Annotated in this window: 18 protein-coding genes; 4 read left to right on the forward strand and 14 right to left on the reverse strand. The window is 71.8% G+C overall.

Annotated features, from left to right (window positions below):
• Window positions 1–21: 21 nt before the first annotated feature.
• Window positions 22–1,242: an ABC transporter ATP-binding protein gene (locus tag DP939_RS12330; protein WP_113980811.1), complete on the reverse strand. Its 1,221-nt coding sequence runs from the start codon at window positions 1,240–1,242 to the stop codon at window positions 22–24.
• A gap of 177 nt (window positions 1,243–1,419) precedes the next feature.
• On the opposite strand from DP939_RS12330, the gene DP939_RS12335 reads away from it, so the two are divergent.
• The gene (locus DP939_RS12335; RefSeq protein WP_113980812.1) at window positions 1,420–2,418 is read left to right on the forward strand and encodes a LacI family DNA-binding transcriptional regulator; all 999 of its coding nucleotides are present in this window, start codon (window positions 1,420–1,422) and stop codon (window positions 2,416–2,418) included.
• Between the two features lie 39 nt (window positions 2,419–2,457).
• Here DP939_RS12335 and DP939_RS12340 read toward each other — a convergent pair whose 3' ends face one another.
• On the reverse strand, window positions 2,458–2,946 hold the full coding sequence (locus tag DP939_RS12340) for a glutathione peroxidase (RefSeq protein WP_113980813.1): 489 nt from the start codon (window positions 2,944–2,946) through the stop codon (window positions 2,458–2,460).
• A 582-nt stretch (window positions 2,947–3,528) separates the two neighbouring features.
• Here DP939_RS12340 and DP939_RS46930 point away from each other — a divergent pair.
• The gene (locus tag DP939_RS46930; protein ID WP_199565120.1) at window positions 3,529–4,122 is read left to right on the forward strand and encodes an aggregation-promoting factor C-terminal-like domain-containing protein; all 594 of its coding nucleotides are present in this window, start codon (window positions 3,529–3,531) and stop codon (window positions 4,120–4,122) included.
• A 78-nt stretch (window positions 4,123–4,200) separates the two neighbouring features.
• On the opposite strand, the gene DP939_RS12350 is transcribed toward DP939_RS46930, so the two are convergent.
• The 4 genes from DP939_RS12350 to DP939_RS12365 all read right to left on the reverse strand — a co-directional run bounded on the left by DP939_RS12350 (window position 4,201) and on the right by DP939_RS12365 (window position 5,795).
• Window positions 4,201–4,548, reverse strand: coding sequence for a DUF202 domain-containing protein (locus tag DP939_RS12350; protein ID WP_113980814.1), 348 nt, complete (start codon window positions 4,546–4,548; stop codon window positions 4,201–4,203).
• Between the two features lies 1 nt (window position 4,549).
• A complete protein-coding gene (locus tag DP939_RS12355) occupies window positions 4,550–4,912 on the reverse strand; it encodes a YidH family protein (protein ID WP_225878200.1) in 363 nt (120 codons plus the stop codon).
• 116 nt (window positions 4,913–5,028) lie between these two features.
• Window positions 5,029–5,415 (reverse strand): hypothetical protein, encoded by a 387-nt coding sequence (locus DP939_RS12360; RefSeq protein WP_113980816.1) that lies wholly within the window; start codon window positions 5,413–5,415, stop codon window positions 5,029–5,031.
• A complete protein-coding gene (locus DP939_RS12365; RefSeq protein WP_147267966.1) occupies window positions 5,400–5,795 on the reverse strand; it encodes a hypothetical protein in 396 nt (131 codons plus the stop codon). Before DP939_RS12365 ends, DP939_RS12360 begins: the two co-directional genes overlap by 16 nt.
• A gap of 122 nt (window positions 5,796–5,917) precedes the next feature.
• Between DP939_RS12365 and DP939_RS12370 the strand changes: the two genes are divergently transcribed.
• Complete coding sequence (locus DP939_RS12370) at window positions 5,918–6,175, forward strand: ubiquitin carboxyl-terminal hydrolase 14 (protein WP_113980818.1); 258 nt, start codon at window positions 5,918–5,920, stop codon at window positions 6,173–6,175.
• A gap of 40 nt (window positions 6,176–6,215) precedes the next feature.
• Here the strand turns inward: DP939_RS12370 and DP939_RS12375 are convergent, their stop codons facing one another.
• Together DP939_RS12375 and DP939_RS46160 are read right to left on the reverse strand one after the other, a co-directional pair.
• A complete protein-coding gene (locus DP939_RS12375; RefSeq protein ID WP_113980819.1) occupies window positions 6,216–7,799 on the reverse strand; it encodes a Na+/H+ antiporter in 1,584 nt (527 codons plus the stop codon).
• Between the two features lie 68 nt (window positions 7,800–7,867).
• The gene (locus DP939_RS46160; RefSeq protein WP_158578551.1) at window positions 7,868–9,154 is read right to left on the reverse strand and encodes a hypothetical protein; all 1,287 of its coding nucleotides are present in this window, start codon (window positions 9,152–9,154) and stop codon (window positions 7,868–7,870) included.
• 535 nt (window positions 9,155–9,689) lie between these two features.
• Between DP939_RS46160 and DP939_RS12385 the strand changes: the two genes are divergently transcribed.
• Window positions 9,690–11,816 carry an ATP-dependent DNA helicase gene (locus tag DP939_RS12385; protein WP_113981138.1) on the forward strand — a complete coding sequence of 709 codons (2,127 nt, stop codon included), beginning with the start codon at window positions 9,690–9,692 and terminating at the stop codon, window positions 11,814–11,816.
• A 152-nt stretch (window positions 11,817–11,968) separates the two neighbouring features.
• Here the strand turns inward: DP939_RS12385 and DP939_RS12390 are convergent, their stop codons facing one another.
• The 6 genes from DP939_RS12390 to DP939_RS12415 are packed head-to-tail and all read right to left on the reverse strand — an operon-like array spanning window position 11,969 to window position 16,646.
• Entirely contained in the window at window positions 11,969–12,730 is a 762-nt protein-coding gene (locus tag DP939_RS12390; protein WP_113980820.1) for an SGNH/GDSL hydrolase family protein, read from the reverse strand.
• A 2-nt stretch (window positions 12,731–12,732) separates the two neighbouring features.
• Entirely contained in the window at window positions 12,733–13,188 is a 456-nt protein-coding gene (gene aroQ / locus DP939_RS12395; protein WP_113980821.1) for a type II 3-dehydroquinate dehydratase, read from the reverse strand.
• Window positions 13,185–14,261 carry a 3-dehydroquinate synthase gene (gene aroB, locus DP939_RS12400; protein WP_113980822.1) on the reverse strand — a complete coding sequence of 359 codons (1,077 nt, stop codon included), beginning with the start codon at window positions 14,259–14,261 and terminating at the stop codon, window positions 13,185–13,187. Before aroB ends, aroQ begins: the two co-directional genes overlap by 4 nt.
• On the reverse strand, window positions 14,258–14,758 hold the full coding sequence (locus DP939_RS12405; RefSeq protein WP_113980823.1) for a shikimate kinase: 501 nt from the start codon (window positions 14,756–14,758) through the stop codon (window positions 14,258–14,260). The genes aroB and DP939_RS12405 overlap by 4 nt, the downstream gene beginning before the upstream one ends.
• The gene (gene aroC / locus DP939_RS12410; protein ID WP_113980824.1) at window positions 14,755–15,966 is read right to left on the reverse strand and encodes a chorismate synthase; all 1,212 of its coding nucleotides are present in this window, start codon (window positions 15,964–15,966) and stop codon (window positions 14,755–14,757) included. The genes DP939_RS12405 and aroC overlap by 4 nt, the downstream gene beginning before the upstream one ends.
• 47 nt (window positions 15,967–16,013) lie before the next feature.
• Entirely contained in the window at window positions 16,014–16,646 is a 633-nt protein-coding gene (locus tag DP939_RS12415; RefSeq protein WP_147267967.1) for a prepilin peptidase, read from the reverse strand.
• Window positions 16,647–16,998: the final 352 nt, after the last annotated feature.

Consider the following 16,998-nt stretch of genomic DNA (forward strand, 5'->3'; position numbering starts at 1 on the left):
GCAGCCCGGTGACCTGGTGGGTCAGCGTCCGACGTTGGCCGGGTGGCCGATCGCCAGACCCGAACCCTGGTCGAAGAAGTGCAGGTTGTGGGTGTCCACGACCAGCTCGGTCTGCTGGCCGGGGCGTACGTGGCTGCGGGCGTTGACCCGGGCGGTCCACAGGGACTTGTCGCCCGCCAGCGGGATCGCCTCGCCTTCCTCGTCGGCGTCCTTGGCGGCCACGGTGTCCTTGTGCTCGACCGGCGGGGCGTCGATCAGGAACAGGACGTTGATCTCGCTGCCCAGCTCCTCGGTGACCTCCGCGCGGACCGGAAGCCGCGCCCACCCGGCGCCGGTGTGCCCGTTGGCGGCGGCGGCGTCCTCGAAGTCGGAGGGGCGGATGCCCAGGATGACCTTGCGGCCGAGGTACTGGTCCAGGCCGGGCTTCTCGGCGAACGTCGAGGCGGGCACCGGCAGCCGGAACCCGGCGAACGCGACGGCCGCGCCGCCGTCCGTCTGGACCAGCTCGGCGGTCACGAAGTTCATCGACGGCGAGCCCATGAACCCGGCCACGAACAGGTTGACCGGGTTGTCGAAGAGGTTCTGCGGGGTGTCGACCTGCTGCAGGATGCCGTCGCGCAGCACGCAGACCCGGTCGCCGAGGGTCATGGCCTCGACCTGGTCGTGGGTGACGTAGACGGTGGTGACGCCCAGGCGCTCGTGCATCTGGTTGAGCGAGGCGCGCATCGAGACGCGCAGCTTGGCGTCGAGGTTGGACAGCGGCTCGTCCATCAGGAACGCCTGCGGCTCACGGACGATGGCCCGGCCCATCGCGACACGCTGGCGCTGACCACCGGACAGCGCGGCCGGCTTGCGCTTGAGGTACTGCTCCAGGCCGAGCATCTTGGCGGCCTCGTTGACCCGCTTCTGGATCTCCGGCTTGGGCATCTTGCGGAGCTTGAGGCCGAACGCGAGGTTCTCGGCGACCGTCATGTGCGGGTACAGCGCGTAGTTCTGGAAGACCATCGCGATGTCGCGGTCCTTGGGGGGCAGGTGGTTGACCACCTTCTCGCCGATCGCGATCTCGCCCCCGCTGATGTCCTCAAGACCGGCGATCATCCGCAGCGCGGTCGACTTGCCGCACCCGGAGGGGCCGACGAGGACCATGAACTCGCCGTCCCTGATCTCCAGATTGAGACCGTTCACGGCCTTGACGCCGCCGGCGTAGATCTTGTCGACGTTGCTCAGAACGATGGATGCCATGACAGTCCTTCACGCGCGCGGGGTGCGGCCCGGTTTCCGTAGGGTCACCACGGATGTGGATACGTTTTCATGCATCTCACCTGAAACGGACATCGCTGTCAAGACCCGCTAGGTCACCCGCCATTTCGTTATCAAAGCGACTGGCCCGGCAGTGGAATACATGATGGAATCGTTTCCATGAAGGCGCGGACGACCATCAAGGACGTGGCGGAGGCGGCGGGCGTCGGGGTGGCCACCGTCTCCCGGGTGCTGTCCGGCGGATCGGCGAGCCAGCCGACCAGGGAGCGGGTGCTGGCCGCCGCGGCGGAGCTGGACTACCGGCCCAGCGCGCTCGGCCGCAACCTGCGCCAGCGCCGCACGGGAGGGATCGGCCTGCTGGTCCCCGACATCACCGACTCCTTCCACGGCCGGGTCGCCGACGGCGTGCTGGCCTGCGCCAGGGCCGCGGGCGAGCCGGTCATCCTGGGCGCGACGGGCGATGACGCGGAGAGCGAGGCGGAGCTGATCGGCGTCCTGCTCGAACAGGGCGTGGAACGCGTCATCGCGGTGCCGTCCGGCGATCCGGAGCCCTGGGGACCGGCGATCCGGGCGGGGATGACGGTGGTCTTCGCCGACCGGCGGGTCATCGGCCGCGACAACGCGCTGAGCGCGGTGCCCGCGGTCCTCGCGGACGAGCGCGCGGGCGTGCGCAACGCGGTGGAGTACCTGGTGGGGCTGGGCCACCGGCGGATCGCCTATCTCGGCGGCGTCGGGCAGCCGCAGCGCGCGGCGGCGTTCCGCGACACGCTGGCGGCGCTGGGGATCGCGATCGACGAGGAGCTGATCGTCTTCGGCCGGGGGACGCGCGACTCGGCCTACGCCGCCGCGTCCGGGCTGTTCCAGCACCGGCCCGACCTGACAGGGGTCATCGCGGGCGGCAACGTGCTCGGCGAGGCGGCGGTGCTCGCCGCGCGGGAGCTGGATCTACGGGTGCCGCGCGACGTGTCGCTGATCATGTTCGATGATGTGCCGTGGGCCGAGCTGTGCGCGCCGCCGCTGACCGTGATCGCCTCGCCCGCGCAGGACATCGGCTATCGCGCGGCCGAGCTGGTCCTGCGTACGGCGGGCCGCCGGACGCGCGGCGTCCGGCTGCCCACCGAGCTGATCATCCGCGGGAGCTGCGGCCCCCGCAGGTGAGGCCGGGCGGGAGGGGCCGCGCCGTACGGCACGGCGGCCTCAGCCGACGGCCTTCTCGATGGCCTCGGTGATCGCCGGGTCCGCGGGCTCGGTACGCGGGCGGAAGCGGCCGACCACGTTGCCCTCCCGGTCGAGCAGGAACTTCTCGAAGTTCCACTGGATGTCGCCGGCCTGCCCCTCGGCGTCGGGCACGGCGGTCAGCTCGGTGTAGAGGGGGTGCCGGCCGTCGCCGTTCACCTCGGACTTGGCCAGCAGCGGAAAGTCGACCCCGTAGGTGGCCGAGCAGAACTCCTGGATCTCCTCGGCGCTGCCCGGCTCCTGGCCCATGAACTGGTTGCACGGCACGCCGACGACGGTGAACCCGCGCTCGCCGTAGCGCTGCTGGAGCTCGACCAGGCCGGAGTACTGGGGGGTGAGGCCGCACTTGGAGGCGACGTTGACGACGAGCACGGCCTTGTCGCCCGCCAGCTCGGCGAGCGTGGTGGGGGCGTCCGACAGGGTGCGGACGGGGATGTCACGAACGTTCATGATCTCCAGCCTACAACGGCGCGGCGGCGCGCGGCGGTACTGATAATGCCCGCCAATCCCCATCAACTTCGCCGTCGCCCACAAAGGCCAATGAATCAACCATTAAGCGGTTCTAACTCTAATCTTTCCAAATATCGTCGGCGGGCTTTCCGGGAACGCGTACCGCCGTGCGTGGCACGCGGCCCTGTACCACCGGCGACCCGCCTCACCAGTGCCCGGTCCCGGCGCGGCGGCGCGCGTCCCACTCCCCTGCCCGTGCCGGGCAATGCCCCGCCCATCGAAATCGCGGTCCGGTAAAACGCGCAGAACCGCCGCGCATGACGTCGGCGGTTCCTCGGCAAACTCCTGTCCTTTACGTGTCGCGGGAAACGCCCTACTGCGCGGGCCGCGTATTTCAATCCGCTTGAGAGGAATCCGTCGCGGCGCCTTCCGGAACACCTTCGCGAGAGGTGTCAAGGTCCGGCCGGCCACGCGGGCCCGCCTCGCCCGAAACCACGGGCGCGGACGGGTGGCGCACGCGGGTGCACGGGAACGTCCGGGCGCCCGCGTGCCCCCGCACGCGACCCGACGACAAGGACCCAAGTGGACAGCTACCGAGCACTGAGAAACGCCGCGGCGACCCTGCTCGCCGCGGTGACCATCACCGGAGGCCACGCCACCCCCGCCCAGGCCGACAGAGACCTCGACAGGACCGACGCCGAATCCAACCGGCAGGAACCGCCCACGCTCGACCCGGCCGCCTACGAGGACGACACCTACCAGGAGACCGTCTACGAGCCGGAGGTGCCGCACGTGCCGCAGGTCACCCCGGAGCAGGTCTACAAGCGAAGATGGACCACCTCGGCCAGGCCGAGGGCGAGGGTCCAGGTACCGGCGATCAAGAACAAGGCCATCGCCTTCCGCATCGTCGTGCAGCGCGCCTGGACCGTACGGCAGTTCCGCTGCCTGGACAGCCTGTGGACCAGGGAGAGCAACTGGAACCACCGCGCCACCAACAGCTCCTCGGGGGCGTACGGCATCCCGCAGGCCCTGCCCGCCACCAAGATGGCGGGCGCCGGCTGGGACTGGCGGTCCAACCCCGTCACCCAGATTCGCTGGGGCCTCACCTACATCAAGGGCCGGTACGGCTCGCCGTGCGGCGCGTGGGGCCACTTCCGCGCCCACAACTGGTACTGACGCCGGGAGCGCCCAGGGGAAGGGCGCGCTCCCGCGGCGGTGCCCCGCGGGGCCGGCCGGAGTCGGCCCGCCCTCGCCCTAACGGGTCAGCAGGGCGGCCGACTCGGCCACCACGAACACGGCCGCGCCCGCGGCCACGGCGAGCACGCCGTACCAGGCCAGCAGGGCGTCCGACCGGTGGCCGAGCGGGTGTCCTTCGTGCAGCGCGCGCTGGACGCGCCGGTAGCGCACGCCCGTACGGGCGAGCAGCACGCCCCCGAACAGCGTGGCCAGCACGAACGCGGCGGCGGACAGCGGGCTCGCGCCGGTTCGCAGGACCATCCCGGCGGCCCCGAGCCCGCCCGCGGCCAGCACGGTCGCGGTACGCACCCAGGCCAGCCTGGTCCGCTCGCTCTGCAGCCCCTCGTCCCACAGCGGTCGCGGCATGTCAGAGCGCGAGCAGGATGAGGACCAGGGCCAGTACGGCGACCGCCGCCACGCCGTACCCGAACACGGCCGCGAGGGCGGGCGGCGGCAGCGGCCTGGCGGTGCGCAGCGCGTGCTGCACGCGCCGCCAGCGCGGATAGGCCATGCCCGCCGCCACCGCCGCCAGCATGACCAGGACGATCGCCATGACCATGCGCAGCCAGGGCGTGAACGACGCGGCCGGGACCGCGGCCATCGCCACGCCTCCCGCGCTGAGCGCCAGCGAGGTGCTGAGCCAGGTCAGGAACGTGCGCTCGTTGGCCAGGGTGAACCGCGGGTCCGGCTCCCTGTCCGGCGTGGTTTGCGCGGTATGCGTGGTATGCACTGTTTGCGCAGTGTGCGCGGGATCGGGGTGAGGCCCCCGGGTCCCCCGCGATCCTTGAGCGTTCATACCAGAAAGGCTATTTCCGCCACATTTCCCCTAGAAAACCCGGGATAGCGTCAGTCCATCACGCAGGCGGCGGCGATCACCTGCAGGTACTTCGCGGTGGTGGCGGCCACCTCGCGGCCGGCCCGCGCCGAATCGGCGACCTCCTGCCCGCGGTAGGCGGTGGCCAGCCCCTCCAGCGCCTCGCGCAGCGTCTTCTCCCCCGCCTTCTCGGCGACGTCGTCGAGCCGGCCGGCCGCCTGCTCCAGGCGCTTCTCCACCTCCGCTGGGGCGCGGCCCTGGATCTCCTCCGGAGTCTGCTTGGCGATGGCGACCGCCTCGTCGCACGCCTGGACGCGGGCCAGCGCCCCGCCGACCTCCCCCACCTCACCGCACCCGGCCACGCTCAGCACCAGCAGAACGGCGGCGGGGACGAACGCGCGGGTCACGAACCGCCGCACGCGCGGGTGATGTCGCCGAGGTACTTGGCGGTGTCGGCGGCGGCCCGCTGCGCGGCGTCGATCGCCGAGTTGACGTCGCTGATGTCGAGGCTCTGGTAGGACTTGGCCAGCCCCTCCATCGCCTCTCGCAGGGTCGTGTCACCCGCCTTGGCCGCGCTGTCCTCCAGCTTGGTGGCCGCGTCGTTGAGGGCCTTCTCCAGCTCCTGGGGGTTGTTGGCCAGGCTCACCGCCTTGGACGCGATCTCACCGGCGACCTTGGTCGCCTCCAGACACGCCTGGGCCTTGTCGACCGTGCCGCTGACCTCCTGTAGCTCACCGCACCCGGTCAGTAAGACGGCCACGGCGGAGAGGGGAAGGACCACGCGGGGAATGAGTCGCATGACTGAGACCCTACCCAAGCCGCTTCCCGCGTGTGGTGACGAAGAGACTCCCGGTATCACATACGGCTCTAGAAACTAGGATCGATTTGAAGTGAGAGAACGGGCAGCCATGAGGGGGGATCATGTCCACGTGTGAGCACATGGTGGTGGCAGACGATCCGGCGGCGCGCACGCCGGAGGGGTGCGAGGAGTGCCTGAAGGTCGGTGCTCGCTGGGTCCACCTGCGGCGCTGCCTGGAATGCGGCCATATCGGGTGTTGTGACTCCTCGCCTCTGCGGCACGCCACGGCGCATTTCAACGAGACGGGCCATCCGGTCATCCGGTCGTTCGAGCCGGGCGAGGAATGGCGCTGGTGCTTCGTCGACCAGTCGATCGGCTGACCTGGGCCCGGCCAGGTCGTGTCACAGGTCGTGTCACAGGTCAGTCGCGTTCCAGGATGGCCTCCTCGAAGTCCAGTTCCTGCATCACGCGGCGGAGTACCTCATCGTCGATGCGCCGCTCGTCGCGCAGCCGGACGAACACCTCGCGCTCGGCGGTGAGCATCTCGCGGCGCATGCGCCGGTAGGCCGCGCCCGGGGTCTCCTCGCCCTCCTGGCCGGTGCCGCCGCCGAGCCGCTCCCAGGCGTTCAGTGTGCGGCGCTCCTCCTTGGCCCGGAGCTGGCCGATCACCTCCGCGTGGACGGGACTGGCGGTGGCCTCGTCGGGCAGGGTGGCCAGCGCGGCCGTGGCGGCGGCCTGCTGCGCGGCGGCCTCGGCGAGGTTGTCGTCGTACACCTCGCGATCACTGGTGATCTTGAGCCACCGGATCAGCGCGGGGAACGTGAGCCCCTGTACCAGCAGCGTGCCGATCACCACCGCGAACGTGAGGAAGAGCAGCAGCGCGCGTCCCTCCATGTCCTCCGGCAGCGCGAACGCGGCGGCCAGCGACACCACGCCGCGCATCCCCGCCCAGGACACCGCCACGGTCCGGGAGAGGGACATCGGCCCTTCGCGTTCGCGGACCTTCTTCGACAGGACGGGCGGCAGCGCCGCGGCGGGCACCATCCAGACGAACCGGGTCGCCACCGCCGTCCCGAAGATCGCCAGGGCGTAACCGGCGAGCGTCCACGGGTCGTGGACCTTGAGCGCGTCGCTGACGATGCTGTGCAGTTGCAGCCCGATCAGCGCGAACACGATCGTCTCCAGGAAGAAGTCGATCACCCGCCACAGCGCGTCGGACAGCAGCCGCGTGCCGAACCCGGCGCGGTGCATCCGATGGCCGATGTACAGGCCGACGATCACGACGGAGATCACCCCGGACGCGTGCACCGCCTCGGCCGCCAGGTAGGCGCCGAACGGGATGAGCAGTATGATCGTGTTCTCGACCAGGGGATCTCTGATGCGTTCCAGGACCCAGCCCAGCGCCCAGGCGACGGCCAGGCCGATCAGCACGCCACCGACGGCCGCGATCAGGAAATCGAGCATCCCGCCGAGCAGGGTGATGCCCTGGCCCATCGCGGCGGCGACGGCCACCCGGTAGACCGTCAGGGCGGTGGCGTCGTTGAACAGGCTCTCGCCGACCAGGATGGTGATCATGCGCCGGGGCAGCCCGAGCCGTCTGGCCACCGCCACGGCGGCCACGGCGTCGGGCGGCGCGACGATCGCGCCCAGCGCGAAGGCGGCGGCCAGGTCGAGCTGCGGGATCAGCAGGTGCATGACCAGGCCGATCGCCAGCGTGGTGAACAGCACCAGGCCCACCGACAGCAGGCCCACCGCGCGCTTGAAGTCGCGCAGCCGCAGGAAGGAGCTGTCCAGGGCGGCGGAGTAGAGCAGCGGGGGCAGGAACACCAGCAGCACGATCTCCGGGTCCAGCCGGTACACCGGCACGCCGGGCACGAACGACACCAGCAACCCCGCCGCCACCAGCACCAGCGGCGCGGGCCAGCCCCGCCGCCTGGCAATGGCGGCCAGCGCTATCGCCCCGGCGGCGAGAGCGAGCAGGCGCAACCCCGTCGCAGCGTCCACATGACCTCCAACGCCTCGTCGGAGATCAGATTACGACCCGCCCGCCCGGCAGGCCCCCGGCGCGCCCGCTACCAGTCGCGTCGCTCGTCGCGGGGGTCGTGGCCCTGTTCGGGGCGCAGCCGCTCGCCGGTGGCGTAGAGGGAGTCGTAGGGACGTGGGGGCTGGGCGTCGGGCTGGTAGTAGTCGTCGCCCTCGGGACGGGCCTGGGCGCCGATGCCGAGCGGGTCGTCCGGGTCGACTCCTGAATAACCCTGGGGGTCGTCGTCGTGGTAGCGCCGGCCGCGCTCACCACCGCCGCCGCCGTAGCCGGGGTCGTCGTCGGCGTAGCCGGACGTGCCGTACGGGTCGGGGTGCGGGATCTGCCTGCCGTGCTGGTCGGGCGACGTGGAGTACTGCTCGGCGGCGTAGGCGTCGGGCTGGGTGCCGTAGCGGTCGACGTAGTCGCCCTGTCCCGGGGGCGGCTGGGCCGGCTCGGCGTAGGCCGCGTGGTCGTCCACCTCGGAGGCGGAGAAGCCGTAAGGGTCGGTCGCGGGGCCGCCCGAGCCCCGGCCGCGCCGGGTGCCGCCCGGCGGGGCGGTCGGGTAGCCGGTCTCCCGGCCCTCCGCGTATCCGGGATCGGGCAGGGGCTGGTAGCCCGTGTCGCCGCCACCGGCATAGCCCGTGTCAGGCGCGGTCTGATATCCGGTGTCGCCGCCGGCCGTGTAGCCCGCGTCGGGAGCGGTCTGGTAGCCGGTGTCGGACTGGTAGGCCAGGTCGGGCCCGCCGCCGTATCCCAGATCGGGAGCGGTCTGGTAGCCGGTGTCTCCGTGGTAGCCCGTGTCCTGATAGCCAGGTTCCTGGTACGCCGGGTCCTGGTAGCCAGGGTCTTGGTACGCCGGGTCGGGCTGGCGGCCGTATGGGAGGGAGTCGCCGACGATCAGGTTTTCCCTGGGCACGGCATCGGAGGTGGTGTTGTAGCTCGCCACCAGCTTGTCCGGACCGGGCGTGCCGCGCGCGACGAGCACGTCGCTCGGGCCGCCGCCGCGCTGCGGGCGCTCCTCGGCCATGGGCGGGGACGCGACCTGCGTCTCCTGCTCCGGATAGTGGCCGCCCTGGTAGTCGTCCTCGCCACCGTGGTACTCGGCGGCCTGGTACTCGCCGCCCTGGTATTCGGCGGGATAGTCGTCCTGCCGGGGGCGGGCGTAGTGGCCCGTCTCGGGATAGTCGCCGGAGTAGTGCTCGCCCTCCTGGGGCTGTACGGCATGCTGACCGGACTCGACCAACTGGTCGCCCCCGGCCTCGACGTAGCCGTCGTCAAGGGTGTCGATCAGACGGCCGACGTCTTCCAGCGGCATGCGGAAACTGGCGGTGCACATCTCTCCCCGCCAGAGGCTCAGTACAAGGGTTCCGTCGTGCCACGTGACCCGGAGCACCCGCTCCTGACCACGCGAATCAAAGAAAACCTCACCGAACGACGGCAACGGGACAACTTCCGACATGGAGGACATAGTGCTTTAACCAGCCTTTATTCGTCCACTCGACCCCGGAAAACCCTACCGAACCGGCGTTCTCGCCATCCCCGCTGACCCCACCAGGATACAGAACGAAGATCAGACATACCTTCCCCTTCCCGGTGGAGACGCCGTACGGGACTTGCCGCAAGTGTGCCACGCCGCCTCCCGTCCACGTCCGGTGAACGCCGCAAAGGCACCCCCATCCGTACGTCGCGGCGGGGCTCTTGGCGGTTGTCCACAGGCTTGCGGCGGCGGCCGGGCTTCATCCACAGAGCGGCACGGGCGGCCCGGCGAGCAGGTAGCGTTGACTGCCGTGCCCGACCAGATCGCACCCGACCAGACCTCAGGTGACGCCCTCGCAACGGTAGCGACCGACGAGGCCGGAGCCGTGCCCGCCATGCCCGTTGACGCCGATGCGCCGGACAAGCCAGCGAAGCCCGGCAAGTCCGGTAACGCCGGTAAGCCGGGCAAGTCCGCCAAGGGCAGGTCGGGCGAGGGCGACGGCCCCGCGCTGCCGTCCACCACCGATCTGCTCAGCGTGGCCGTGCGCGCGCTCGGCGGCAGTGAGCGCCCCGGCCAGGTGCGGATGGCGCAGTCGGTCCAGCGGGCCATCGACGCGGGCGACCACGTCGCGGTACAGGCGGGCACCGGCACCGGCAAGTCGCTGGCCTACCTCGTGCCCGCGATCCGGCAGGCGATGATCTCCGGTTCGGCCGTCGTGGTCTCCACCGCGACCATCGCGCTGCAGCGCCAGCTCGTCGATCGCGACCTGCCCCGGCTGGCCGACGCGCTGGCCCCCGAGCTGCCGCACAAGCCCGACTTCGCGATCCTCAAGGGCCGCCGTAACTACCTGTGCCGCTACAAGGTCACCGCGGGCTGGCCCGAAGACGAGCCCGACCAGCTCTTCGACCCCCGCGAGGTGAGCGCCACCGGCCGCATGGTGCAGCGCATCCAGGAGTGGGCCGAGACCACCGAGACCGGCGACCGCGACGAGCTGGTGCCCGGGGTCAACGAGCAGGCGTGGCGGCAGTTCTCGGTGAGCGCCAGGGAGTGCCTGGGCGCGCAGCGCTGCCCGAGCGGGGCCGAGTGCTTCGCCGAGCTGGCCAGGGAGCGCGCGGGCAAGGTCGACGTCGTGGTCACCAACCACGCGCTGCTGGCCATCGACGCCATGGAGGAGTTCGAGGTGCTCCCCGAGCACGACGTGGTGGTCGTGGACGAGGCGCACGAGCTGGTCGACCGGGTCACCTCGGTGGTGACCGACGAGTTGTCCGGCGCGGCGGTCGGCCTGGCCGTGCGCCGGGTGGCCAAGCTCATCGAGCAGGCCACCGCCGACCGCCTGCAGGAGGCCGGTGAGACGCTGGAGGCGCTGCTCGGCGCCGCGCCCGCCGGCCGGGTGGACGACCTGCCGCCGGTGCTGGGCACGACGCTCGCGCTGGTACGCGACTCCGCCGCCGCCTGCATCACCGCCCTCGGCCCGCGCGGCGGCGACCGGTCCGGGGGCGCGGCCCGCGACGCGGGCAAGGACGCCGAGGAGATGGGCCTGCGCAAGGCCGCGTTCAACGCGCTCGACGAGGTCCACGACACCGCGCAGCGGATGCTCGACGCCTACGGCCACGAGCGGGAGATCGACCGGGCCGAGGTGGTCTGGCTGCTTGAGGCCACCGACCGCCGCCCGGCCACGCTGCGCGTCGCCCCGCTGTCGGTCGCCGGGATGCTGCGGGACAACCTGTTCGGCGACCGCACGGTGGTGCTGACCTCCGCGACGCTCGCCCTCGGCGGCTCCTTCGACGGGCTGGCCCGCCAGTGGGGGCTCGGTGAGCCCGCCGCCGCGGACGGCGGGGCCGAGACCAAGGGCGCGGGCTGGACCGGCCTCGACGTCGGCTCGCCGTTCGACCATCCCCGCAGCGGCATCCTCTACGTCGCCAAGCACCTGCCCCAGCCGGGCCGGGACGGCCTGCCGCAGCCCTACCTGGACGAGATCGCCGAGTTGATCGAGGCGGCGGGCGGGCGCACCCTCGGGCTGTTCTCCTCGATGCGCGCCGCCAAGGCCGCCACCGAGGCACTGCGCGACCGGCTCGACTTCCCGCTGCTGTGCCAGGGCGACGACTCCACGATGCTGCTGGTCAAGCAGTTCGCCGAGGACGAGCCGACCTGCCTGTTCGGCACGCTGTCACTGTGGCAGGGGGTGGACGTACCGGGGCCGTCCCTCCGCCTGGTGATCATCGACCGGATCCCCTTCCCCCGGCCCGACGACCCGCTCACCTCCGCCAGGCAGCGCCACGTTGCGGCCAAGGGCGGCAACGGGTTCATGTCGGTGGCGGCCACCCACGCGGCTCTACTGCTCGCCCAGGGCGCGGGCCGGCTGCTGCGGTCACAGACCGACAAGGGCGTGGTCGCCATCCTCGACCCACGCCTGGAAACGGCCCGCTACGGCAGCTTCCTGCGCGCCTCCCTCCCCCCGTTCTGGAGCACCAACGACCCGGCACTGGTCCGCGGCGCACTCAAGCGCCTCGCCACCGGCTGATCCCGCCCGAATCTCAGGCGTGGAAGGCGAGGCCCGGGCGCATGGCGGCAATGCCGTCACCAGAGGGCGTCCCCGACCGACGCCGGCCGATCCAAGGCAACAGGCGCCGACACAGCCACCCGGCGTCCTCACAACGCCGCACCCGCGACCGGTCAGACGTAAGGGGTCAGATCCGGGCGCTTGGCGGCGATGCCGTCGCCGGAGGAGGTGCCGGACAGGCGGCGGCCGATCCAGGGGAGGAGGTGGCGGCGCAGCCATTCGGCGTCCTCGCGGCGTCGGACTCGCGGGTCGGTCAGCTCGCGGGGCGGCCAGTGTTCGCGCCAGGAGTCCTCGCCGGGGACGCCGAGGACGTCCAGTACGCGGGCGGCGACCAGGCGGTGGCCATCCGCGTTCATGTGCAGCCGGTCCTCGTGCCAGGCCCGCCAGTCGCGCAGGCCCTGCATCGACCAGGTGTCCACCAGGTGGCAGCCGTACAGGTCGGCGATGGAACGCACGTGCAGGTAGAAGATCGCGAACCGGCCGCGCATCCGCCGCATCACCGGCGTGTCGCGCGGATCGACGCCGGTGAACAGGACCACCTCGGCCCCGCTCTCCCGAAGGTCGCGTACGGCCCGGGCAAACGTCTTGGCCATCGCGTCGGGGTCGCACCCCGGCCGCAGCAGGTCGTTGCCGCCCGCGCAGAAGGAGATCAGCTCCGGGCGCATCGCGATGGCCTTCGGCACCTGCTCGTTCACCACCTGGTCGAGCAGCCTGCCGCGCACCGCGAGGTTGGCGTAGCGGAAGCCGGGGTCCAGCCGGGCCAGGTGCTCGGCCACCCGGTCGGCCCAGCCGCGGAAACCGCCGCCGGGCCCCGGGTCGCTCAGCCCTTCGGTGAAACTGTCGCCGATCGCGACGAACGAACCGTAAGACCCCACGGTCAGGCCGGTTCGGACTCGGACTCGGACTCGGCATCGGCGAGTGCGTGCAGGGCCAGCACGTAAGAGGTGAGCCCGAAACCGGCGATCGTGCCGCTGGCCACCCCCGAGACCACCGAGGTGTGCCGGAACTCCTCGCGGGCCGCCGGGTTGGAGATGTGCACCTCGATCAGCGGCGCGGTGCGCTGGGACACGGCGTCGCGCACGGCGTAGGAGTAGTGGGTGAAGGCGGCCGGATTGAGCACCACCGGGACCTGGCCGTCGGCGGCCTCGTGCAGCCAGCCGATCAGCTCAGCCTCGCTGTCGGTCTGCCTGACCTCGACGTCCAGGCCGAGCCGCTGCCCGGTCTTCTGGCACAGCACCACGAGGTCGTCGTACGTCTGCGCGCCGTAGACCTCGGGTTCGCGGCGGCCGAGGCGGCCGAGGTTGGGGCCATTGAGCACGAACACGGTGGTCATCGTGCCACCTCCTGGTACGCGGCGGTCAGCAGCTCGGGTGAGGGGTCTTCCAGCCTGCCGACCTCGGCCAGGCCGTCAAGGACGACGAAACGCCGCTTGGCGCCGCGGTTCTTCTTGTCCAGCCGCATGTGGTCGCTTAGCTCGGGCCAGGCGTCGCGGCGGTAGGAGGTGGGCAGGCCGACCGAGGTGAGGATGGCGCGGGTGCGCTCGACGAGGTCGGCGCCGATGCGCCCGTCCAGGCGGGACAGCTCGGCCGCGTAGACCATGCCGATCGCGACGGCCTCGCCGTGCCTGATCCGGTAGTCTTCGGCGCGCTCGATCGCGTGGGCCAGGGTGTGGCCGTAGTTGAGGATCTCGCGCAGCCCCGACTCCCGCAGGTCGGCGCCCACCACGTCGGCCTTGACCTGGACCTTGCGCTCGATCAGCGCGCGGGTGTGCGGGCCCTCCGGAGTGGCGGCCCCGGCCGGGTCCTCTTCGATCAGCGAAAGGATCTCGGGGTCGGCGATGAAGCCGCCCTTGATCACTTCGGCGAGCCCGGCGACGTAGTCGTCGCGCGGCACCGACGCCAGCGTGGCGAGGTCGCACAGCACCCCGGCGGGCGGGTAGAAGGCGCCCACGAGGTTCTTGCCCTCGGGGGTGTTGATGCCGGTCTTGCCGCCCACCGCGGCGTCGACCATGGCCAGCAGCGTGGTCGGCACGAGGACGACCTTGACGCCGCGCAGCCAGGTGGCCGCCGCGAACCCGGCGAGGTCGGTGCAGGCGCCGCCGCCCACGCCCACCACCGCGTCGGAGCGTGTCATGCCGTGCCGGCCGAAGGCCGACCACAGCTCGGCGGCCACCTGCGGGGTCTTGGCCCGCTCGCCGTCCGGGACGGGCAGCGGCACGACCTCGTAGCCCGCCGCGGCAAGGGCCTCGGCGACCGGCCCGGCCAGCTCGGAGAGCGTACCGGGGTGGACCACGGCGACCGTGCGCACGCCGTCGCCGAGCAGCCCGGCCGCCTCGCCGAGCACCCCGGTGCCGATCACCACGTCATAGGGGTTGTCGCCCTTGACGGTGATGCGGGTGGCGCTCACCGCGCCACCGCCTTCGCGATCTCTTCCACGATGTCGTCGGGCTCCCGCTCGTCGGTCGTCACGGTGATCGTGGCCAGCCGCTCGTAGATCGGCCGCCGTTCTTCCATCAGCTTCTTGAGCCGGCTGCGCGGGTTGAGCACGAGCAGCGGCCGGGCCGACGCCAGCCCGACCCGCTGGACCGCCTGGGTCAGGCCGACCGCCAGATAGACCACGGTGTGGCCGTCCAGCAGCCGCTGGACCTCCTCGGCGAGCACCGCCCCGCCGCCCAGCGAGAGCACCCCGTCGTGCTCGGCCAGCGCCTGGCGTACGGCGATGGCCTCCAGCTCGCGGAACCGCTCCTCGCCGTCCTCGACGAAGACGTCGCTGACCGACTTGCCGGTGGTCTGCTCGATGTCGGCGTCGGTGTCGCGGAAGGCGACGCCCAGACGTTCGGCGAGCAGCCGCCCCACGGTGGTCTTGCCCGAACCCGGCGGGCCGATGAGCACGGTGACCGTCATTCGGCGGCCTCCTGTGCGCCCGCGTGGTAGGGCGGCTTCAGCATGGCCGACAGGTAGCCGGCGCAGTTGCGGGCGACCTCCTCGACGGAGTCTCCGCCGAACTTCTCCAGCGCCACATCGGCCAGCACCAGGGCGACCATGGCCTCCGCGACGACCCCCGCGGCCGGGACGGAGCACACGTCGGAACGCTGGTTGATGGCCTTGGCGGGCTCTCCGGTGCGCACGTCGACGGTGGCGAGCGCCCGGGGGACGGTGGAGATCGGCTTCATCGCGGCGCGGACGCGCAGCGGCTCGCCGTTCGTCATGCCGCCCTCGATGCCGCCCGCGCGGTTGGTGATGCGGCGCACGCCGTCGGTCTCGCCCACGATCTCGTCGTGGGCGTGCGAGCCCCTGCGCCTGGCCGTCTCGAAGCCGTCGCCGACCGCGACGCCCTTGATGGCCTGGATGCCCATCAACGCACCGGCCAGCCGGGAGTCGAGCCTGCGGTCCCAGTGGACGTAGCTGCCGAGGCCCGGCGGCAGGCCGTACGCGACGACCTCGACCACGCCGCCCAGCGTGTCGCCCTCCCTGCGGGCCGTCTCGATCTCCTCGATCATGGCCGCGCTGGTCTCCGGGTCGAAGCAGCGCACCGGGTCGTCATCGACGGCGGCGAGGTCGCCCGGGCCGGGGATCACTCCGTCGGGGGCGGCGACCGTGCCGATGCCGACGACGTGGCTGACGATCTCCACGCCCAGCGCCTGGCGCAGGAAGTTGACCGCGACCTGGCCGAGCGCGACCCTGGCCGCGGTCTCGCGGGCGCTGGCCCGGTCGAGAACGGGGCGGGCGTCGTCGAAGCCGTACTTCTGCATGCCGGACAGATCGGCGTGGCCGGGCCGGGGCCGCGACAGCGGCGCGTTGCGCGCCTGCCCCGCCAGCACGTCCGGGTCGACGGGGTCCGCGGCCATCACGGTCTCCCACTTCGGCCACTCACTGTTGCCCACGCGGACGGCCACCGGGCTGCCGAGCGTGCGGCCGTGCCGCACGCCGCCGACGATGGTGGCGACGTCCTGCTCGAACTTCATCCGCGCACCGCGGCCATGGCCGAGCCGGCGGCGGCGCAGCGCCTCGGCGATCTCGGGGGTGGTCACCTCGACCCCGGCGGGCAAACCTTCCAGAATCGCGACGAGTTCGGGCCCATGCGACTCGCCTGCGGTCAACCAGCGCAACATGGGGACAAGTCTTCCATGCGCCGCCACGTTATGGTGTCACACCCCGCTCACCACGCGTGCAGAACGGCCAGCGCGCCGAAGATCATGAAGGGGCCGAACGGGATTTCGGTCCCGCGATGGGCGCGGCGGGCGGCGATCAGCGCCACGCCGTACACGGCGGCGGACAGGTGGGTGAGCACGACGGCGGCGATGACCGCGTCCCAGCCGGTCCAGCCGAGCGCGGTGCCGAGGGCGAGGGCGAGCTTGACATCGCCCAGGCCGAGCGCGGCGGGGCGGATGATGAAGAGCACCGCGTAGAAGCCCGCCAGGGCGAACGCGCCCGCGCCCGCACGCTGCAGGTCCCCGGGACGCCCGGCCGTCAGGGCCTCGACGGCCAGCAGCACGGTCACCCCGGCGTACGCGGTGATGGTCAGTTCGTCGGGGAGCCGGAGGTCGGCGATGTCGATCACGGCGAGCGGCACTGCGACGACCATGAGGACGCCGTACGCGGCCAACTCCCAGGGCGGCACGAACCGTATCGCCGGCCCGGCTAACGCCACCGCAGTTACGACCGCATACGCCCCGACGGAGGGCCGACCATTCGGCCCATCCTCGACGTGCCGCCGTACCGACGCCCGCTGCCAAAGGCCGGCCACCACCGCCACAAGAGCGCCCAGACCGATGATCAGACCACCCGGCACCCGCCAGACCCTAGCCCACCTCCCAGGGCACGGGGACCAGATCGGGATGATCGGCCTGAGGCGGGTTCGGCGGCCAGCGAGCGACGGGCCCGAGAGGCGGCAACGAGGTGGAATCCATGGCGGCCGTTCGCGACGCGGAGCAATCGGGAGCGGCGAAAGCTGGAGACAGCCCACGGTCGCAGCGGGAACGCCGAGCGAGGCGCACCGCTTCGTGGCGGCGGCTGGGGATCTACTCCGCTGTGGCGGTGGAGGTACCGGGCACCACGATGTGATCAGCAGCGGCGAGGTAGGGAGAGCACAGCGGCTGTACGCGAGGAGAAGCGATCAGGAGCGGCGAAGTGTGGAGGCAAAT

The sequence above is a fragment of the Spongiactinospora rosea genome (genome assembly GCF_003315795.1).
In the GTDB taxonomy this organism is placed as follows: domain Bacteria; phylum Actinomycetota; class Actinomycetes; order Streptosporangiales; family Streptosporangiaceae; genus Spongiactinospora; species Spongiactinospora rosea.